Below are 18401 nucleotides of genomic sequence, written 5' to 3'. Positions count from 1 at the left end.
ACGGCTCCGCATCGGCATGGACCGCGGCCACGGCCCGTACCGGCACGACACGAGCCGCCATACCGTCCGCCGCGACAAGCAGCCCCGCCTCACCCGCCATCGGAAACCCTCCCGCCCTTCGCGAACTTGAAGATCACCGCGGAGCAGAGCAGCATCGCCAGCACCAGGACGGTGCCCATGGCCGCGGCATAGCCGTACTCACCGAAGATGAACGCCTGTTGGTAGATGTAGAAGATCGCCAGCGAGGTGCTGTTGGCCGGGCCGCCGTCGGTGAGCACGAAGATCAGCTCGAAGCCCCCGGTGATCGCCGCGACCGTCGACATCAGCAGCACGAAGAAGCTGGTGGGTCTCAGCAGCGGCCAGGTGATGGTGCGGAACCGGGTCCACGGACCGGCTCCGTCGATCTTCGCGGCCTCGTAGTACTCCCGGGGTATCTCCTGCAGCCCCGCAAGGAAAATGATCATGTAGTAGCCCATCATCACCCACACGAAGACCGCGATGACGGAGTAGAGAGCGAGGGAGGGGTCGCCCAGCCAGGACTCCCCCTCGAAACCCACCCCGCGCAGGGACTGGTTCACCACACCGACCTGGTCGTCGAGCATGAACTTCCACAGCAGACCGACGACGACGAGGCTGATGACGTGCGGCAGGAAGAACAGCGTGCGGAAGATCCCGACGCCCGGAATCCGCTGCTGCACCAGCAGCCCCAGCCCGAGACTGACCACGAACAGCGCCGGGACGAGCACAAGCACATAGATGCCGGTGGTCTGCATCGAGTCCCAGAAGAGCGGATCGTCCATCATCCGCCGGTAGTTGCCGAGTCCGATGTACTCGTACGAGCCGAAGCCGCTGACCTGGAAGAAGCTCAGCACGACCGACAGGATCATCGGCAGCCCCACGAAGACCAGCAGCCCGAGGGCGTCCGGCGCCAGGAAGAGCCCGGCCGCGATCCACTCGCGGTGCCGCCGGCTGATCCTCCGCTTCGCAGGCTCCGTCCGCGGGGCGGGCGCCGCCGCCTCCCTCGTGGCGAGGTTCGTCATATCAGGCTCGCCCCCTTGTAGCTCTTGATGTAGGCCTCGACGGACTGCGCGGCACGTGCCGCCTCGCCCTCGACGCCGCGGCCGGCGAGCATGGCGCCCTGGATCGCGTCGGACATCGCCTTGTAGACGACGGGGGGATAGCGCGGCTCGGGACGGCCGCCGGGAAAGACCTCGTCCTTCATGTACTTCATCGCCCAGTCGTCATAGCCGCCCCGCTCGGTGCCGCGCCGCAGTGCGGACGTGCGCGGAGCGATGTCCCGCTTGGCCTTGATGCACCAGCCGGTGATCCGGTCGATGCACTCGTCCTCCATCGTCCCGAGCGCCCAGCCGCAGAACTCGGCCGCGGCCTCCGGGTCGCGGCCCTTGGCGTTCGCGCAGAACGACCAGCCGCCGAGCGCGGTTGTGTACTCGCCGCCCGGCGGCAACGGGTGCTTGAACATTCCGTACTCGATCTCGGGCGCGAACGCCTTGAGGCTCGCGATCTCCCAGATCCCGCTGTGCCACATGCCGGCCCGGCCCGTCTTGAAGCCGGAGACCATGTCGTCCCCGGCGGGCGCCGTGGCGGGGGAGATGCCCGTACGCACCGCGTCCTGCCACAGCTGGAGGGCCTGGCGCACGGCCTTGGAGTCGGCGGTCACGTTGCCCTGCTTGTCGAGGACGTCGCCGCCGCCCTGCCACATCCACGAGTACCAGAGGAAGTTCTGCAGATAGCCCGGTGCGGTCTTCAGGACGAGTCCGGCCCGGGTCCTGGTGGTCAACTTGTCGCCAGCGTCGAGCAGTTGGTCCCATGTACGGGGGATGTCGCCCTCCGACAGACCGGCCTTCTCCCACGCCGCGACGTCGTAGAAGACGACCAGCGGCTCGACCTCCATGGGCAGTGCGTAGACCTTGCCGTCGACCATCCGGCTGGCGAGCGTGTCCGGGTGGTAGTCCTTGATCGCCCTCCTGTCCATGTGCGGCGTCAGGTCCGTGAGGACGCCCCCGTTGTAGTAGCGCAGGAAGTCGCCGGGGCTGGCGAGGAAGATGTCCGGGCCGGCGCCTGCGGCGAACGCGGTGGGCAGCTTCGAGCCGTTCTGGTATCTCGGCGGCGGCATGAACAGCAGCTCGATCTTGGTCTTGTGCGAGTCGTTCCACTTCCCGACCAGGTCGGTGAACCACTTGCTCTGCGCGTTCAGTGCGGGGTCGTCGGAGCGATACGGCGCGTAGAAGTTCCAGAACGAGAGCGTGCCGCCCGAGGCCCCGGCCGAACCGCAGCCGGTCAGCAGCGCGGGCGCGCCGACGGCCGCCGCGCCGCCCGCGGCGAGCACTCCGCGCCGGGTGATGCCGCGCTCCGGCGGCCGGGCGGAAGGCCGCGCTCGCGCCCCGGTCACCTCGGCCCTCTCCGTCTCCGTCTCGGTCTCCGTCTCCATCGCCGACACCCCTCAATCCACTTCGAGTTCGAGGAGAGAGGGCGTGCGCGGCCGTCCGGACGAGGCCGGCGCGTCCAGGTAGAACAGCGCGGTCGAGGCGATGTCGTCGCTGGTCGGCCGGTACCGGTGCGGCAGCCCGTTGCCGTTGCCGGGCCCGATGCCGAGGGACTGCACCGTCACGCGCAGGTCCTCGGAGAAGCGCACGGGGTCGGCAACGTGCCACCGGTACATCCCGAACCGCTGCTGGCTGGCGTAGAGCCCGTCGGGCCGCAGGATCTGGTTCAGCCCGAGGTAGGGCGTGGTGTACGCGGTGTAGCCCTGCCCCGCGACGTCGAAGTTCCAGGCACCGCCGAAGTAGTCCTCGGTGCCGGTGCCGCAGATCGTGGGGAAGCCGGTGTCCCGTCCGTCCCCGTCGAGGTAGAACTTCACCTCGCCCTCGCCCCACCAGCCGGGGCTGTTGGTCGCCCAGGCCAGATACGTACCGACGTACTGCCCGCGTCCTTCGACGCCCTCCAGCAGGGTGTGCGTCTCTCCGTACGGGACGGGCCTGCTGCGGCGCCAATGGGCGTGCAGGAAGCAGGAGTCGGCGGGGACGGCGCCCAACTCGTAGTCGATCTGGTAGTAGAGGGTGACCGTCTCGGCGGAGAGGTTCTCCAGCGTGAAGCGCGCGTGGTCGTGAAAGGGCATCGGCCAGTACGAGTTGAAGCCGCCGTTCGGGTTCGCGGCGACCGGCTGCGAGGAGACCTGGCTGAAGACGTTCCAGCCGTTGCAGAAGAAGTCGCCGAGCGGCACCTCGACCGCCGCCTCCTCCGATCCGTCCCAGTACGCCCGCAGCAGCGTGCCGCGCCAGGCGCGGTGCGGCGCGGTCGTGCACCAGATGTGCCGTACGGTGCCGGGCCCGGCGACGGATGCCAGTTCGGCCGTCTCCCCCGGGGCGATCTCGATGCTCGGCGAGATCTTCCAGCCCCGGCCCAGCTCACCGGCGGCCTGTGCGCCGGTACCCTCGGTGGCCCTGCCGCCCGCGCCCTTGGCCCCGGTGACGTTCTCGGGACTGACGGAGCGGGTGATCTTGTCCGTACGCCTGGCCAGCTCGTCGAGCATGAACACTCCGTGGTTGAGAGTCCGGCGGGATCGATGAATGCGGTGCGGATGAATCCGGTGTCGATGGATACGGGCGGGTTCGAGAGAGAAGGTCGGCTGAAATCGATTTCTCAACCCTGGTCGCGATGCGCGGACCACCTGAAAGGGGAGGGCGACGGCGACCGCGGCCTGGCAGTGATCTTCAACAGGTCCGCTTCGACGGCCTGTTGAAATCCATTTCACGCGAACGTAAAGTTCACTGCAGAACGTGTCAAGAGGTTGGGCACAGCGGCTCCCCGCAGCCGGTGCGCAGCGTACGAAGGAGACCCGGTGGCAACCATCAGCGATGTGGCACGGACCGCCGGGGTCTCCCCCGCGACCGTCTCCCGGGTCTTCAACGGCGGCCGGGTCACCGCGGAACGAGCCGAGCGGGTCCGCAAGGCGGCCGCCGACCTCGGCTTCTCACCGAACCGGGTCGCGCGCTCGCTGCGCATGCAGCGCGCCAGCGTCATCGGCCTGCTCATCCCCGACATCGAGAACCCGTTCTTCACCTCGCTCGCCCGCGGCGTCGAGGACGCCGCCCAGCGCACCAACCTCTCCGTGGTGCTCTGCAACACGGACGAGGACGTGGAGAAGGAGCGCCGTTACCTCGACATCGCCGTGGCCGAGCAGATGGCCGGCGTGATCGTGGCCGCCGCCTCCCGCAAGCGCACCGACCTCTCCGCGCTCGCCGCCCGCGGCATGCCCGTGGTCGCCGTCGACCGGCGCCCGCGCGCGGCCGAGGTGGACGCGGTGATGGTCGACAACCAGCACGGCGGCGAGGACGCCACCGCCCACCTCCTCGAACGCGGCTACGAGCGGGTCGCCTGCATCACCGGCCCCGCCGGCGCCTCCACATCCGAGGACCGCCTCGCCGGCTACCGCGCCGCGATGCACGAGGCCGGAGTCCCCGACGACTGGACCCGGGCGCACACCCGGCACGCCGACTTCCGCGTCGACGGGGGCTACGCGGCCATGCGCGAGCTGCTCTCCCTCCGTACGCCCCCGGACGCCGTCTTCGTCGCCAACAACCTGATGACGGTCGGCGCCCTCAAGGCCCTGCGCGAATCGGGCATCGAGCCACCGGAGTTCGGCATTCTCTCGTTCGGCGACGTCCCCTGGGCGTCCCTGGTCAGGCCGCCGCTCACCACCGTCCAGCTGCCCTCGTACGACCTGGGCGCCTCGGCAGCGGCACTGCTGCAGGACCGGCTGGCGGGGTCCGGCAAGCCACTGCAGACGGTGGTTCTGCGCACGGTGCTCCAGCCACGCGAAAGCACGGACGGGCCCGGCGCACGGTGATCCCCCGCGTTACCGCCGGTGACATCCGGTGATACTCGCGTGACGACTGGTGATCGGCGCCGGTGACCGGCCGGTGCCATCCGCTCGGCGAGCGAGTGTCAGTGGGCGGTGGGAGTCTGATTCGAGTCAGGACCTCCGAAGGGATTCACCATGATCACCACTGACTTTTCCGTGGGCTCCCCGTGCTGGCTCGACCTCGGCGTGCGGGATTCCGCCGCTGCGAAGACCTTCTACGGCGGGGTGTTCGGCTGGACTTTCCAGCCGTTCGGATCGGGCGAGGAGGAGTTCGGCTTCTTCAGGTCCGACGGGAGGACCGTCGCCGCGCTCGGCCCGCTCGACGAGGACGCCCGCTCGGCCTGGATGATCTACTTCAGCACCCCCGAGGTGGATGCCGCCGCCGCGAAGGTCCGCGAGAGCGGAGGCACGGTGCGGGTCGACCCGTTCGACGTCAACGACCAAGGCCGCATGGCGCAGTTCACCGATCCGCAGGGCGCCCAGTTCGGCGCCTGGCAGCCGGGCAAGACGGCCGGCCTGGAGATGGTGGACGAGCCCGGCTCGCTGATGTGGGTCGAGCTGTACACGAGCGATTCGGCCCGGGCGAAGGAGTTCTACAAAGGGCTGTACGGCTGGGACTTCTCGGACATGCCGATGCCTGGTGACGAGTCCGGCACGTACACGATCATCGGCCCTTCCTCCGCACCGCAGGAGCGGATGCACGGCGGCCTGATGCAGGTCCCCACCGAGGTCCTCTCCACGGCCGGCGGCAGCCCGTTCTGGCATCCGGTCTTCCACACCACGGACTGCGACGCGACCATCGCCAAGGTCACCGAACTCGGCGGCAGCGTGGTCATGGGCCCGGAGGACGCCGAAGGCGTCGGCCGCATGGCAGTCTGCCTGGACCCGTTCGGCGCGGACTTCGTCGTCCTGAAGCCGTCGATGTAGGCGCTGGCCCCGGAGCCTGTGGGAGGCGCACCCCTGAGGGCGCCTCCCACAGGCTCCGTCACCGTAATCGGAGTGGTTACGGCTACCGCCAGGGCTACGGTGTGTGCATGGCAGACCCACGGGGATCCCTGCGCCGCCTCGTCGCCGCAGCCGATCACATCAGGGACCTGACTCAGTGACGACGTCTTCCACCGACGGGCGCAGCCAGGATGCACTGTGCCGCGGGCCCCGGGTGCATGTCCGGCACCCGGGTTCGGAGGACTATGACGAGCTCACCGCGCTGACCGGCCGGAGCGCCGGGCTTCACCAGCCGTGGGTGCCACGGCGGGAGACGACGCCTGAGGCGTTCGCGGACTACCTGGCCCGGGTCGCGCAGCCCACCCACGAAGGGTTCGTGGTCTGCCTGCGCGCGACGGGAGAGATCGTCGGCGCCGTCAACATCAACAACATCGTGCGCGGCTCCCTGCAGAGCGGCGCTCTGGGCTACGTCGCCTACGCGTCGACCACGGGCCACGGTTACATGACGGAGGGCCTGGGGCTCGTGATCCGTTACGCCTTCGAGGAGTTGGGGCTGCACCGGCTCGAAGCCAACATCCAGCCCGGGAACATCCGCTCGTCCAGGCTCGTCGAGCGCCTGGGGTTCCGGCACGAAGGGCACTCGCCCGCCTTCCAGTTCATCGACGGCGAGTGGCGCGGCCACGACCGGTGGGCGATCACCGCACCGCTGTGATCCCGGGCCCGAGCAGCCGACGGGCTGCCGCCGAAGGACCGGAGGTGCACAATCGCCCCCATGGCGACAAACGACGACTCCGGAGCCAGGTCCGCCGAACCCACCGAACCCACCGGCCCTGCCTACCCCGCTCATGACTCCGACCGGAAGACCCGCGACCGCCTGCTCTCACGCTGGAACGCTCTCCTCGTCAGCGCCCGCGACGGCCGCACCGAACCGGACCCGGACCCCTACGGCCGGAACCTGATCGGACGCTGGTCCGAGCCGCAGCGCTGCTATCACACCGTCCATCACCTGCTGGACGTGCTCAACCGCGTCGACGAACTCGCCCCGCACACCAGCGGGGCCGACATCGACGCGGTCCTGCTGGCCGTGTGGTTCCACGACGCCGTCTACCGCCCGGACCGCAGCGAGAACGAGGAACGCAGCGCCGCACTCGCCGAACGCGCCCTGCCCGAGGCGGGAGTTCGACAGGCCCGTACGGACGAAGTCGCCCGCCTGGTGCGGCTGACCGTCAGTCACGACCCGGCGCCGGGCGACGTCAACGGCGAGCTGCTGTGCGACGCCGACCTCGCGGTGCTGGCCGGCTCACCCGGCGAGTACGCGCAGTACGCGGCGGCCGTTCGTCAGGAGTACGGCTTCGTGCCGGACGGCCCCTTCCGCAAGGGCCGGGCCGAGGTGCTGCGTCAACTCCTCGGTCTGCCACGCCTGTTCCGTACCTCGTACGGCCAGGAGCGCTGGGAACATGTGGCGCGCCGGAACCTGGAGACGGAGATGGAGTTGCTCGTCACAGGCGATTGACGCATGACCGACTTGCGACCGGCCGACGTTGCTAGCACCCTGAACTGCCGGCTTGGCCCGGTCACAGCCGATCCCCCCACGGCCGAGACGTCCAGATCTCCCCAACACCAAGAGGCCACTCACAGAGGATCGCAGGCCACGTGGTCACTTCTTCCACCACCACCGGCAAGGACGCCCACTCTCCCGACCCGTCGTTCGACGACGTCTTCTGCGAGCTGCTGCACCGGCTCTACCGGCGGGCCGCCATGCTCGCCGGATCGCGGCAGTCGGCGGAGGACGCCGTGCACGAGGTCTACCTCAAACTCGCCGCCCGGCCCGAGAACTTCCTCGCGCATCCCGAGCCGTACGCGTACGCCTTCTCGTCACTGCTCAGCGTCGTACGGGACAGCTGGCGCAGAGAGCGGCGGCAAGTGCTCGTCGCGGACGTCGAGTTCACCGGCGAGGGCGGCGGCGGCCTTCCGGACGGTGGCGGGGGTGCGCCGCCGCCGGGTGCGCACTGGGACGACGGCGGTCTGGAGCGGCGGGCCTCGGAGCTCGAAACGGTCCGCCTGCTGCGGAAGTTGACCGTACGGCAGGCGGGTGTCGTCGTACTCGTGGACCTGGACGGCTACACCATCGACCAGGCCGCGAAGATCCTCGGTCTGCATCGCGGGACGGTGGCCATCACACGGCGACGGGCGCTGGACAAGCTGCGGGGGGCGCTGCGCCAACTGCCGGGTCACTCAAGCCGTTCGGAGCGCACGGACCATACGGGCCGTTCGGACCGTTCGGACCGTTCGGACCGCTCGGGAGGGGAACGGCATGCGTGCTGAGCGACGCGAGGAGACGGCCACCGCCCTCCGCGAGCAACTGCAGGCCGCCGACGCGGTGATCGATGCGCCGGACGGTCTGTGGGAGCGCGTGCGTGCGCCGCGCGAGGACGTCACCCCGGCGACGTCACGGGACCTCCCGCGCGGCCGCCGCCGTCCGCTGCCCGTGACGGTGATCGCGGTGGCCGCCGCGACGGTCGTGTTCGTCATCTGCGGTACGTGGTGGCTGATTTCGCCGTCCGCGGTGCCCGGAGCCGTCCAGGGCTCCTCGGCAGACTCGTCCAGGGGCTCGGAGGCGGCGGAGCGCTCGCGCCCCGTCACGCTGCGGGTGCACAACGTCGAGAAGGCGTGCCAGGAGCTGCGCACGCTGGAGTGCGCACTGCGGGTCGCGAACAGCCCGTACGAGCTCTACGCGGATCCCGGCAACTCGGCGGGACGGGTCTGGCACGGAGACAGGCTCACCGCGACCTGTGTGGTCACGGACGGGCAGATGGTGACGGACGAGAAGGGCGTCTCCTCCACTCGCTGGTACCGGGTCGAGAGAGCCCGCGAAGGCGGCGACGGCAAGCGGTTCGAGGGCTGGCTGCCGGGTGTGCGTACTCGCAACACGACCGAGGTGCGGCTCTGTTCCGACCCGGAGAAGCCCCGGTCGTACGGCAATTGACGCCGTCGGCGCCGACGCCGGTGCCGGAACATGGGCGCCGGAACGCCGGTGCCGGGACGGGACCGGGGGGGGAGGACGGGGGGAAGAGGACAGGGACGTCGCGACCCCCGTGCCGGTGCGGCGCGGTGTCGGGACGCCGGGCGGGTGACTGAGCGGCCCGCAGGCCACGCCCGCCACCGCCGGCGCCCCGGCACTCCCCCGAGTGCGCGCGGCCACGGAGACCGCGCTGTCCGTCCTGCCCCGTCGGAGCAGGACATCAGGTACACGTACGGGGACGCCCTCCCGTATGACACTTGTCAGTGAGACCTGCGTCACAATCCCGCCTCGCGCGCACGGCCGCGCGGGCGCACCATTGACACATGGAACTGATCGACGCCTTCGAGACGGCCTTCAAGGAATGGGACCGGCTCGTCCACGAAGTCGGGGAGCAGCAGTGGGACGACCCCACGCCGTGCAGCGACTGGAACGTACGGGACCTGGTCAACCACCTGGTCGGCGAACACCTTTGGGCGCCGCATCTGCTGAACGGCGAGACGCTCGCCGAGGTCGGCGACCGCTACGACGGCGACGTGGTCGGCGACGCCCCGGTCGCGGTGTGGGAGCAGGCGGGCAGCGGCTCGCGCTCCGCGTTCCACCGGAAGGGGGCGCTCCGCGGCGACGTGCACGTCACCGGCGGGAAGACGCCGGCCACGGAGTACGGCTGGCAGATGACGACCGACCTCACGGTGCACGGCTGGGATCTGGCCCAGGGCATCGGCGTACCGTCGCGGATGCATGACGAGCTTGCGGACACGGTCTACGACCACATCGCGCCGCAGGCCGGGAGCTGGCACGAGGCCGGGATCTTCGATCCCCCGGTGCCCGTGCCCGACGACGCGGTACCGCAGGACCGGCTGGTGGCACTCCTCGGCCGCACCCCTGAGCACAGCCCCTGAGCACCGCCCCTGAGCACCGCCCCTGAGCACACCGAAAGCGGCACCGGCACGCGTTGGTACGGGCGGTGCCTGACAGCGCGGAATGCGGGTCGCCGCCCCGTGGTTGAGGCGTGTGATGCCAGCCGAAACAGCGGGTCCCTCCGCAGCGCCGCACGCCGGGCCGCCGGCCGGGCCGCACGCCGGAGGAACCGACACCGGGGAGCGCGCCGGCGTCGTCCCCCGCCCCGCCCGGTCACGCGACCGCATGCCACCGTCCGTCTACGTTCTCGGCCTGGCGGTCTTCGCGCTCGGCACATCCGAGTTCATGCTCTCGGGACTTCTCCAGCCGCTCGCCCGCGATCTGGACGTCTCCATTCCGCGGGCCGGGCTGCTCGTGTCCGCCTTCGCGGTCGGAATGGTCGTGGGCGCACCGCTGCTCGCGGCCGCCACGCTGCGGCTGCCGCGCCGCGTGACCCTGATCGCGCTGCTGGCCGTGTTCGGGCTGGGTCAGGTGGCAGGTGCGCTCGCGCCCACGTACGGGTTGCTCTTCGCCTCCCGGGTGATCAGCGCCCTCGCCTGCGCGGGCTTCTGGGCGGTGGGCGCGGCGGTGGCGATGTCGCTGGTGCCCGTGAACGCGCGGGCCCGCGCCATGGCCGTCATGATCGGCGGCCTGAGCACCGCCAACATCGTGGGCGTGCCCGCCGGTTCACTGCTGGGCCAGCACGCGGGGTGGCGGTCGGCATTCTGGGCGGTGGCGGTCATGTCGGCGGTCGCGCTGGCCGGGGTGATCGCGCTCGTGCCGCGTACGGAACCGGCGAAGGGCGCGGACCGGCCACGGCTCCGCCGCGAGATGCGGATCTACGCCGACAAGCTGGTGTGGCTCAACGTCGTCACGATCGCCCTCAACGCCGCCGCCGTCTTCGCCGTCTTCTCGTATCTCGGCCCGCTGCTGACCGAGGTTTCCGGCATGGCGGAGCACCGGCTCCCGAGGGTCCTGGCGCTCTTCGGACTCGGCGGGCTCATAGGCACCGCGATCGGCGGACGCATCTCGGACGGGCACCTGTTCGGCACGATGTACGGGGGCATCGCGGCGTCGACGGCCGCACTGGCCCTGCTGGCGCTGCTGGCCCGCATCCCGGCGGCGGCGGTGGGGCTCTCGCTGCTGCTGGGCGTCACGGCGTTCATGACCGCCCCCGCGCTGAACGCCCGCATGTTCAATCTCGGCGATGCCGCGCCGACGCTCGCGGGAGCCACCACGACGTCGTCCTTCAACATCGGCAACACCATGGGCCCTTGGCTGGGCGGCCTGGTCATCAGCGCGGGATGGGGGTACCAGGCCGTGGCATGGACGGGCGCGGCGCTCGCGGCGGGTGCCGTCGTCACGACGGCTCTCGCCTCGCTCACACAGCGGCGGGCCCGTCGCCGGCCCGCTGTCGTCCGGCCTGCGACGGCCCGCGCCTCTTCGGGCGCCGCAGACCCGCGTCCGTGAGGCGCCGCACCAGCTCCTTGCTGCCGACCTCGACCGCTCCGGCCGAGACGGCCGCCTCGTAGCGGGCGCTCGGCACGTCGTAGTGGTCGCGGTCGAAAGCGCGGCGCGGGCAGCCGATCGCGGCGGCGAAGGCGTGGAGTTCCTCGTAGGAGACGTCGCTGACCAGGTGCGACCACACGAGACCGTTGCCCGGCCAGACGGGCGGATCGATGTAGACGGTCACCGCGCCTCCGCCTTCCCATGGCCGGCGGGCCGCCCCGTCAGAGCCACTTGTTCAGCGCTCCCACGCGGCAGACGGACGTCGTGGTCTCGCTGCAGACCCAGTGCGGGTCCTCGCCCAGCGCGGGTTCGACCTCCAGCGCATGCGGATCGGAGCCGAGACACACGGGACACAGCGGCCAGCGCCCGTACCGGTCGAGCAGGGCGTCCTGCACATCCTGGGCGACCAGGCCGCTCACGAAGCCCATCCCCTCGGGCCACTGCTCCACCCACCACCTCCGGTGCGCGACCGCCTCCTCGACGAGCGAGACCACATCCGCCTCCGCGACCTTGCCCGCCTCGAGGTCGGCGAGTACGAGAGCCCGGGCCGTGTGCAGTGTCTGCTCAAGCTGGTCCATGACTCCATTGCACCAAAGTGGTGACGGGCAGCGCCGTGGTCTCGGCCACCCCGCAGGACCGGCGGGGATCGCGAAAAGATCCCGGTAAGGAACCATGACGGACCCATGTGCGCACCTCTTGACGTGGGCACGGCGGGAAAATATCTTCCACCGATGACCACGTATCTGAAGGAAAGTTTCGCCAGAAACGGCCGCACGCGTCCCAGACCCGGCGGCGGCACCCCCACCGGAAGCACACCCCACGGAGGTTCGTCCCCCATCACCGGTCCCCGCGGCGCAGCCGCCGCACCCCAGCCCGCCGCGCGTCCGGCGCCCGGCGGACGGCCCGGGCCCCCCGGGCCCGGCGCACTCGCCGCCAAGGTGCGCACCATGGCACCGTCCATGACGCGTTCCATGCAGCGCGTCGCCGAGACCGTCGCGAGTGACCCCGCCGGGTGCGCCCAGCTCACGGTCACCGGCCTCGCCGAACGCACCGGCACCAGCGAGGCCACGGTCGTACGCACCTCCCGTCTGCTCGGCTACCCCGGGTACCGCGACCTGCGCCTCGCGCTCGCCGGCCTCGCCGCCCAACAGGAGTCCGGCGCGGCCCCGTCCGTCACGGCCGACATCGCGGTGGACGACCCGATCGCGGACGTCGTGGCCAAACTGGCGCACGACGAGCGGCAGACACTCGCCGACACCGCCGCCGGCCTCGACACCGTGCAGCTGGAGGCCGCAGTCACCGCCGTTGCCGGTGCACGCCGCGTCGACGTGTACGGCGTGGGGGCATCGGGCCTCGTCGGCAAGGACCTAACGCAGAAGCTGCTGCGCATCGGCCATGTCGCGCACGCGGAGGCCGATCCTCACCTGGCCGTCACCACCGCGGTGCAACTCGGCGCCGGTGACGTGGCGATAGCCATCACTCATTCGGGTCGTACGGTCGACGTCATCGAACCGCTCCGGGTGGCCTTCGACCACGGGGCGACGACGATCGCCATCACGGGGCGTTCGGACGGCGAGATCGCGCAGTACGCCGATCACGTACTGACCACGTCGACAGCGCGCGAGAGCGAACTGCGCCCGGCGGCGATGTCGAGCCGTACGAGCCAACTGCTCGTCGTTGACTGTTTGTTCATCGGCGTGGCGCAACGTACGTACGAGAGCGCGGCCCCCGCGCTCTCCGCCTCCTACGAGGCACTCGCACACCGGCACTCACCGCGCCCGCGCTGAGCCCGCCCGCTCCAGTCCCGGATCCCGGCCCGGGCTGGTTGTCGGTGCGGCAGACGCGTACGTGCACGGTCAGCCGACGGCGCAGCCGTCCGGACTCGCACCGGAGTGCGAGTCCGTGCCCCTGTCCCTGCCCGAAAGGCGTCCATGTCCGCAAGGCGTCCGTGTCCGAAACGCGTCCGTGTCCGTTATCCGAGCCGGACCACGCGTCCGTGCCGAACCGCGTCCGTGTCCGTGTCCGCGTCCGTTGCCCGAGCCCGAGTACTCATCTGAAACGGCATCCGCATCCGCGTCCGCGCGAGCCAGAGAGAGCCCCACCTCCCCATGACCTCCACCGCCGACACTCCCCCCTCCTACAGCAAGCTGCGCGCGCAGCTGGAGACGCTGACCACGGAGGCGTTCCGAAGCGAACTGTCCGAAATCGATCAGCTGCCCACCCTGGAGATCGCCCGGATCATGCAGGGTGAGGACGCCACCGTGCCCGGTGCCGTGGGCGAGCAGCTTCCGCAGATCGCCGCCGCCATCGACGCCACCGCCGAACGGATGGCGCGCGGCGGCCGTCTCGTCTACGCGGGCGCCGGCACCGCGGGCCGGATGGGCGTGCTGGACGCCAGCGAGTGCCCGCCCACCTTCAACACCGATCCGTCCGACGTGCTCGGCCTCATCGCGGGCGGCCCGGGCGCGATGAGCAGGTCCGTCGAGGGGGCCGAGGACAGCAAGGAGCTGGCCGCCGCCGACCTCGACGCCCTGCAGCTGACGTCCGACGACACGGTGGTCGGCATCTCCGCATCCGGGCGCACCCCGTACGCGGTCGGCGCCGTCGAGCACGCGCGCCACACCCACGGTGCGCTCACCGTCGGCTTCTCCTGCAACGCGAACTCGCCGCTCGGGGACGCGGCCGACCTGCGTATCGAGGTCGTGGTGGGCCCGGAGCTGCTCACCGGCTCGACCCGCCTGAAGGCCGGAACGGCGCAGAAGCTCGTCCTGAACATGCTGTCGACGATCACCATGATCCGGCTGGGCAAGACCTACGGGAACCTGATGGTCGACCTGCGCGCCTCGAACGAGAAGCTGCGCGCGCGTTCACGCCGCATCGTCGCCCTCGCGACGGGTGCCGGGGACGAGACGATCGAGGCCGCTCTCACCCAAGCGGGCGACGAGGTCAAGAACGCCATTCTGATCATTCTCGCGGGCGTCGACGGCCGCAGGGCGGCCCGTTTGCTCGAGGAGGCCGACGGTCATCTGCGAGCCGCGCTCCGCGCGGCGACCGGCGAGGGCTGACAGTGGATCCCAAGCGGCTGGCCGCCGCCGCCTGCGGTTAGCCAGTGCCGGGAGGCGCACTGGCTCGACCGCGCCACTTTCCGGGTCCCCCGGACCGCCAGAGAGCGACCGCGCCCATGAGCACAGACAAGAACCGCCAGATCGCCGAGGCTCTGCTCCCCCTCGTGGGGGGTTCGCAGAACGTCGTCTCCGTCACCCACTGCATGACCCGGATGCGGCTCGGCCTGGCCGACCGCTCACTGGTCCAGGACGCCGCGCTCCGCGCGCTGCCGGACGTGGTGGGCGTCGTCGAGGACGACGACACGTACCAGATCGTGCTCGGCCCGGGGAAGGTCGCCCGGGTCACCACCGAACTCCAGGCCATCGCCCGGCAGGACTCGGCTGCCGGCACGGCGCGCGGTACGGCGGCCGGTACGGCGGCTGCGACTGCCGACGTGCCGCCCGCCGCGGCGGCGGCCGCGACGGCCGACGGCCCGTCCACGTCCCCGTCCCCGGTCACCGCCGGGGAGCTGGCCGAGCGGGGCGACGCCATCCGTGCCGCGCACAGACGTAAGAACGCCACACCGGTGAAGCAGATGCTGCGCCGGGTCGCCAACATCTTCGTCCCCCTGATCCCGGCGCTCATCGGCTGCGGCATCGTCGCCGGCATCAACGGCATCCTGACGAACCTGGTCAGCAGCGGCAGCGCCCCGTGGGCATCCGGCATGGTCCCGGCGCTGACGGCGATCTCCACCGGGTTCATGTCGCTCATCGCAGTGTTCGTCGGCATCAACACCGCCGCGGAGTTCGGCGGCACGCCCGTCCTCGGCGGCGCGGCGGCGGCCGTGATCGTCTTCGCCGGGGTCTCGAAGGTCTCCGCGTTCGGGGAGAAGCTCGCACCCGGGCAGGGCGGCGTGCTGGGCGCGCTGTTCGCGGCGCTGCTCGCGGTGTACGTGGAGAGGTGGTGCCGGCGCCGGGTGCCGGAGGCCGTCGACGTACTGGTCACGCCCACCGTCACGGTGCTCGTCTCCGGCCTCGTCACGCTCTTCGGCCTGATGTACGTGTGCGGGCTCGTCTCCACCGGCATCGGCCACTTCGCCGACTGGCTGCTCCTGCACGGCGGAGGCGTCGCCGGCTTCGTCCTCGGCGGTCTCTTCCTGCCGCTGGTGATGCTCGGCCTGCACCAGGCGCTCATCCCCATCCACACCACCCTCATCGAGCAGGACGGCTTCACGGTTCTGCTTCCCGTCCTCGCGATGGCCGGGGCCGGCCAGGTCGGTGCGGCGATCGCCGTCTACGTCAGGCTGCGCCGCAACACCTCGATCCGTAAGACCATCAAGTCGGCACTTCCGGCCGGGGTGATGGGCATCGGCGAGCCGCTGATCTACGGCGTCTCGCTGCCGCTCGGCCGTCCCTTCATCACCGCCTGCGTCGGAGGGGCCGTCGGCGGCGGTGCCGTCGGGCTCTTCCACCAGCTCGGCACGTCGGTCGGCTCCACCGCGATCGGCCCGTCGGGCTGGGCTCTCTTCCCGCTGCTGAAGGGCAATCAGGGGCTCGGCGCCGTGGCCGCCGTCTACGCACTGGGGATGGGCACGGGATATCTGGCGGGCTTCCTCGTGACGTACTTCTTCGGCTTCAGCAAGCAGATGCTGACGGAACTGAACGCCGGCCCCGATGCGGAGACCGCCTCGGCGCCGAGCCGCGTGGTCGCCGCGGGTGCGCCCGTACGGCGGGAGGCGGGCGCCGCCATGAGCGCGACCGGCACGCGGGACGAGGACGACGACGGTGACAGCGGCGGCATCGAGGACGACGGCGGCGGCAGCGGTCACGGCGGAGGCGGCGGAGAGCCGAAGCAGCCGGCCGGCGTCTGACCCGGAGCCCGACCCGGAGCCCGAGCCTTCGGAGCCGGCGGAGCCGGCCGTCAAACGAACACCCCGGCGCGGGCCGCGGCGAGCGCAGCTTCCGCGGCCCGCACCGCCGTCTCGGCGTCGACGGGCTCCCCCGAGATGAACAGCCGGTAGTACAGCGGGGCGACCGCCGCCCGTACCGTCTCCTCCCCGTCCGTCCCCTCGGGCAGCTCCCCGCGCTCCACGGCACGTACGACGACGGATGCCGCCCCGCGGTGCCGGCCGGCCAGAAAGCCGTGGAGGGCGCGGGCGGTCACCTCGTCGTGGACCGCGGCCGAGACGAGGGCACGCGAGACGGCACCGGCCTCCGGGTCGCTGAAGTGCGTGACCACGAGCGAGGTGAGTTCCCGAAGGTCACCGCGGACGTCGCCGGTGTCGGGCACGGGCCACGGTTCACCGGAGGCGAGATCGAGGGCGTCGGCGGCGAGCCCGGCTGCGTTTCGCCAGCGGCGGTAGACGGTGGCCCTGTGCACGCCCGCCCGTGCCGCCACGCCCTCGATCGTCAGACCGCCGTAGCCCCGGTCGGCGATCTCGGCGAGCGTCGCCTCCCGCACGGCCTCACGCGTCCGGGCCGTACGGCCGCCGGGGCGCGTACGACCCGGCTCGGGACCCGCAGCGGCGCTCAAGAGCCATCCCCGTAATCGCGTTGCATGGCCGGAACCCCCTGTGTCACGCTCACCACCTTAACGCAACACTGTCGCGTTTGTAGCCGCCGACATTCACTGCACGGCATCCTTCGGACGGGCAGGTACAAGTACGCGAAGAACGGGGTGGACCGGCGTGACGAAGACGCTGATCGTAGAAGAGACCGAGATCGCGGCGGGCGGCGGCGACCCGGCAGCGGGCCCGTACGGCATCACGGCAGGACCGGACGGCGCGCTCTGGTTCACCCTCGTACACGCGGGCGTGATCGGCCGACTGGAGCTGCCCGCACGGAAGTTCAGCTTCTACCCGTTGGAGGCCCCCGACAGCGGCCCGACCGTCATCACTCAAGGGCCGGACGGCGCGCTGTGGTTCTGCCGTACGAAGGACCACCGCATCGGCCGCATCGGCACCGACGGCCTCACGCGCGAATTCGCCCTGCCCGCACCGGAGTCGAGCCCCTACGGGATCACCGCCGGGCCGGACGGCGCACTGTGGTTCACCGAGCCCGCGGCGGACCGGATCGGCCGCATCACCACGTCCGGGGAGACGGCCCACTTCCCGCTGCCCGTACGGGGCGGATACCCGTCGGCCATCACGGCGGGGGCGGACGGCGCGCTGTGGTTCACGCTGAACCAGGCCGATGCCGTCGCCCGTATCACCACGGCGGGCGAGATCACGTCCTTCCCGCTGCCGACGGCAGGGGCCGCGCCGGTGGGCATCGCCGCCGACCCCCATGACGGCGCGGTGTGGTTCGCGGAGATCGGCGCGGGCGCGGTCGGCCGCATCACCGCCTCCGGCGACATCACCGAATTCCCGCTCCCCGACCCGGCCTCCCGTCCGCACGCCGTGGCCGTCGACGCCGCCGGCGCGTGCTGGATCACGGAATGGGGCACGGGCCGCATCGGCCGCATGACACCCGACGGCACCCTCACGGAAGCGGCCCTGCACACCCCGCACGCCGAGCCGCACGGCCTGACCCCCGGCCCGGACGGCGCGATCTGGACGGCCCTGGAATCGGGAGCGCTGGCCCGCGTCACGGAGCGCTGACCTCACGCGCCGGAGGCGCCCCGCCGGCGGACTTGCGGAGGAACGCCACCAAGTCCTCCACGCTGTAGCCGAGTTCCCCGCCCCGTTCCGCGGCCATGAGGAGGAACTGGCCGACGATTTCCGCCCCCCACCCGTCCGTACCGTCGTTGCACCACTCCCACATCTTCTCGATTCCGAGATCGGTCATCGGCAAGCCGTGCTCCGACCTGACCTCGGCGCACAGCTCGGCGACCGCGTCCAGGAGCCTGGCCCCGGGCCGCTCGCACTTCAGCCCGAAGTACGGCCCGAAGCCCGCGGCGACGCAGCCTTCCGGAGGACTCGCCCGGAGAGCGGCGAAACGTGGGTCGTCCAGCGGGGGCACTTCCACCGGAGGACAGTGGATGAGATTGAAGCGGTGCCATCCCGGCGATGGGGGAGGAACCGGCCGTTCGTGCGGCAGACCCGCGGCCTCGTATGCGCGTTCGCGGGCCTCTTCATACGTAGGACCGTGCACGGTCGTCGAG

Annotated in this window: 19 protein-coding genes; 12 read left to right on the top strand and 7 right to left on the bottom strand. The window is 71.1% G+C overall.

Features of this window, described 5'->3' with window-relative positions; genetic code table 11:
* Positions 1-89: 89 nt before the first annotated feature.
* From ACSMXX_RS18205 to ACSMXX_RS18195, 3 genes are read right to left on the bottom strand one after another with little or no spacing between them, the layout of a single operon-like run.
* Entirely contained in the window at positions 90-1040 is a 951-nt protein-coding gene (locus ACSMXX_RS18205; RefSeq protein ID WP_473179754.1) for a carbohydrate ABC transporter permease, read from the bottom strand.
* Complete coding sequence (locus tag ACSMXX_RS18200) at positions 1037-2449, bottom strand: ABC transporter substrate-binding protein (protein ID WP_473179753.1); 1413 nt, start codon at positions 2447-2449, stop codon at positions 1037-1039. The genes ACSMXX_RS18205 and ACSMXX_RS18200 overlap by 4 nt, the downstream gene beginning before the upstream one ends.
* A 12-nt stretch (positions 2450-2461) precedes the next feature.
* Positions 2462-3550, bottom strand: coding sequence for a glycoside hydrolase family 172 protein (locus tag ACSMXX_RS18195; protein ID WP_473179752.1), 1089 nt, complete (start codon positions 3548-3550; stop codon positions 2462-2464).
* Positions 3551-3859: 309 nt separating this feature from the next.
* On the opposite strand from ACSMXX_RS18195, the gene ACSMXX_RS18190 reads away from it, so the two are divergent.
* The 8 genes from ACSMXX_RS18190 (at position 3860) to ACSMXX_RS18155 (ending at position 11216) form a co-directional block, all read left to right on the top strand.
* Positions 3860-4867 carry a LacI family DNA-binding transcriptional regulator gene (locus ACSMXX_RS18190; RefSeq protein ID WP_473179751.1) on the top strand — a complete coding sequence of 336 codons (1008 nt, stop codon included), beginning with the start codon at positions 3860-3862 and terminating at the stop codon, positions 4865-4867.
* A 150-nt stretch (positions 4868-5017) separates the two neighbouring features.
* A complete protein-coding gene (locus ACSMXX_RS18185) occupies positions 5018-5809 on the top strand; it encodes a VOC family protein (protein WP_473179750.1) in 792 nt (263 codons plus the stop codon).
* Between the two features lie 175 nt (positions 5810-5984).
* On the top strand, positions 5985-6539 hold the full coding sequence (locus ACSMXX_RS18180) for a GNAT family N-acetyltransferase (protein ID WP_473179749.1): 555 nt from the start codon (positions 5985-5987) through the stop codon (positions 6537-6539).
* Between the two features lie 60 nt (positions 6540-6599).
* Positions 6600-7340, top strand: a complete 741-nt coding sequence (locus ACSMXX_RS18175) for an HD domain-containing protein (protein ID WP_473179748.1) — start codon at positions 6600-6602, stop codon at positions 7338-7340.
* 140 nt (positions 7341-7480) lie between these two features.
* Complete coding sequence (locus tag ACSMXX_RS18170; protein ID WP_473179747.1) at positions 7481-8152, top strand: RNA polymerase sigma factor; 672 nt, start codon at positions 7481-7483, stop codon at positions 8150-8152.
* Positions 8142-8813, top strand: coding sequence for a hypothetical protein (locus ACSMXX_RS18165; RefSeq protein ID WP_473179746.1), 672 nt, complete (start codon positions 8142-8144; stop codon positions 8811-8813). The genes ACSMXX_RS18170 and ACSMXX_RS18165 overlap by 11 nt, the downstream gene beginning before the upstream one ends.
* Positions 8814-9172: 359 nt before the next feature.
* A complete protein-coding gene (locus tag ACSMXX_RS18160; protein ID WP_473179745.1) occupies positions 9173-9748 on the top strand; it encodes a TIGR03086 family metal-binding protein in 576 nt (191 codons plus the stop codon).
* A gap of 244 nt (positions 9749-9992) precedes the next feature.
* Positions 9993-11216: a Cmx/CmrA family chloramphenicol efflux MFS transporter gene (locus ACSMXX_RS18155; protein ID WP_473184839.1), complete on the top strand. Its 1224-nt coding sequence runs from the start codon at positions 9993-9995 to the stop codon at positions 11214-11216.
* On the opposite strand, the gene ACSMXX_RS18150 is transcribed toward ACSMXX_RS18155, so the two are convergent.
* Positions 11128-11439: a DUF4031 domain-containing protein gene (locus tag ACSMXX_RS18150; protein WP_473179744.1), complete on the bottom strand. Its 312-nt coding sequence runs from the start codon at positions 11437-11439 to the stop codon at positions 11128-11130. The two genes, ACSMXX_RS18155 and ACSMXX_RS18150, sit on opposite strands and share 89 nt — an antisense overlap.
* Before the next feature lie 37 nt (positions 11440-11476).
* Entirely contained in the window at positions 11477-11833 is a 357-nt protein-coding gene (locus ACSMXX_RS18145) for a hypothetical protein (protein ID WP_473179743.1), read from the bottom strand.
* Between the two features lie 153 nt (positions 11834-11986).
* On the opposite strand from ACSMXX_RS18145, the gene ACSMXX_RS18140 reads away from it, so the two are divergent.
* From ACSMXX_RS18140 to ACSMXX_RS18130, 3 genes are all read left to right on the top strand, one after another.
* Positions 11987-13042 (top strand): MurR/RpiR family transcriptional regulator, encoded by a 1056-nt coding sequence (locus ACSMXX_RS18140; RefSeq protein WP_473179742.1) that lies wholly within the window; start codon positions 11987-11989, stop codon positions 13040-13042.
* 321 nt (positions 13043-13363) lie between these two features.
* Complete coding sequence (gene murQ, locus ACSMXX_RS18135) at positions 13364-14320, top strand: N-acetylmuramic acid 6-phosphate etherase (protein ID WP_473179741.1); 957 nt, start codon at positions 13364-13366, stop codon at positions 14318-14320.
* Positions 14321-14436: 116 nt separating this feature from the next.
* Positions 14437-16170 (top strand): PTS transporter subunit EIIC, encoded by a 1734-nt coding sequence (locus ACSMXX_RS18130; protein WP_473179740.1) that lies wholly within the window; start codon positions 14437-14439, stop codon positions 16168-16170.
* A gap of 50 nt (positions 16171-16220) precedes the next feature.
* Here ACSMXX_RS18130 and ACSMXX_RS18125 read toward each other — a convergent pair whose 3' ends face one another.
* On the bottom strand, positions 16221-16832 hold the full coding sequence (locus tag ACSMXX_RS18125) for a TetR/AcrR family transcriptional regulator (protein WP_473179739.1): 612 nt from the start codon (positions 16830-16832) through the stop codon (positions 16221-16223).
* Positions 16833-16986: 154 nt separating this feature from the next.
* Between ACSMXX_RS18125 and ACSMXX_RS18120 the strand changes: the two genes are divergently transcribed.
* Positions 16987-17898: a Vgb family protein gene (locus ACSMXX_RS18120; protein WP_473179738.1), complete on the top strand. Its 912-nt coding sequence runs from the start codon at positions 16987-16989 to the stop codon at positions 17896-17898.
* On the opposite strand, the gene ACSMXX_RS18115 is transcribed toward ACSMXX_RS18120, so the two are convergent.
* Positions 17885-18265, bottom strand: a complete 381-nt coding sequence (locus ACSMXX_RS18115; protein ID WP_473179737.1) for an amidase — start codon at positions 18263-18265, stop codon at positions 17885-17887. The genes ACSMXX_RS18120 and ACSMXX_RS18115 overlap by 14 nt on opposite strands.
* Between the last annotated feature and the right edge of the window lie 136 nt (positions 18266-18401).

The organism is Streptomyces sp. DSM 116795 (assembly GCF_055792905.1).
The sequence above is the reverse complement of the archived record's forward strand: the minus strand, read 5'-3'. Positions and strand labels throughout refer to the sequence as shown.

Coding starts and splice junctions, on each gene's coding strand:
- ACSMXX_RS18205 (WP_473179754.1), bottom strand. CDS start 1,040: ATGACGAACCTCGCCACGAGGGAGGCGGCGGCGCCCGCCCCGCGGACG.
- ACSMXX_RS18200 (WP_473179753.1), bottom strand. CDS start 2,449: ATGGAGACGGAGACCGAGACGGAGACGGAGAGGGCCGAGGTGACCGGG.
- ACSMXX_RS18195 (WP_473179752.1), bottom strand. CDS start 3,550: ATGCTCGACGAGCTGGCCAGGCGTACGGACAAGATCACCCGCTCCGTC.
- ACSMXX_RS18185 (WP_473179750.1), top strand. CDS start 5,018: ATGATCACCACTGACTTTTCCGTGGGCTCCCCGTGCTGGCTCGACCTC.
- ACSMXX_RS18175 (WP_473179748.1), top strand. CDS start 6,600: ATGGCGACAAACGACGACTCCGGAGCCAGGTCCGCCGAACCCACCGAA.
- ACSMXX_RS18165 (WP_473179746.1), top strand. CDS start 8,142: ATGCGTGCTGAGCGACGCGAGGAGACGGCCACCGCCCTCCGCGAGCAA.
- ACSMXX_RS18160 (WP_473179745.1), top strand. CDS start 9,173: ATGGAACTGATCGACGCCTTCGAGACGGCCTTCAAGGAATGGGACCGG.
- ACSMXX_RS18155 (WP_473184839.1), top strand. CDS start 9,993: ATGCCACCGTCCGTCTACGTTCTCGGCCTGGCGGTCTTCGCGCTCGGC.
- ACSMXX_RS18145 (WP_473179743.1), bottom strand. CDS start 11,833: ATGGACCAGCTTGAGCAGACACTGCACACGGCCCGGGCTCTCGTACTC.
- ACSMXX_RS18140 (WP_473179742.1), top strand. CDS start 11,987: ATGACCACGTATCTGAAGGAAAGTTTCGCCAGAAACGGCCGCACGCGT.
- murQ (WP_473179741.1), top strand. CDS start 13,364: ATGACCTCCACCGCCGACACTCCCCCCTCCTACAGCAAGCTGCGCGCG.
- ACSMXX_RS18130 (WP_473179740.1), top strand. CDS start 14,437: ATGAGCACAGACAAGAACCGCCAGATCGCCGAGGCTCTGCTCCCCCTC.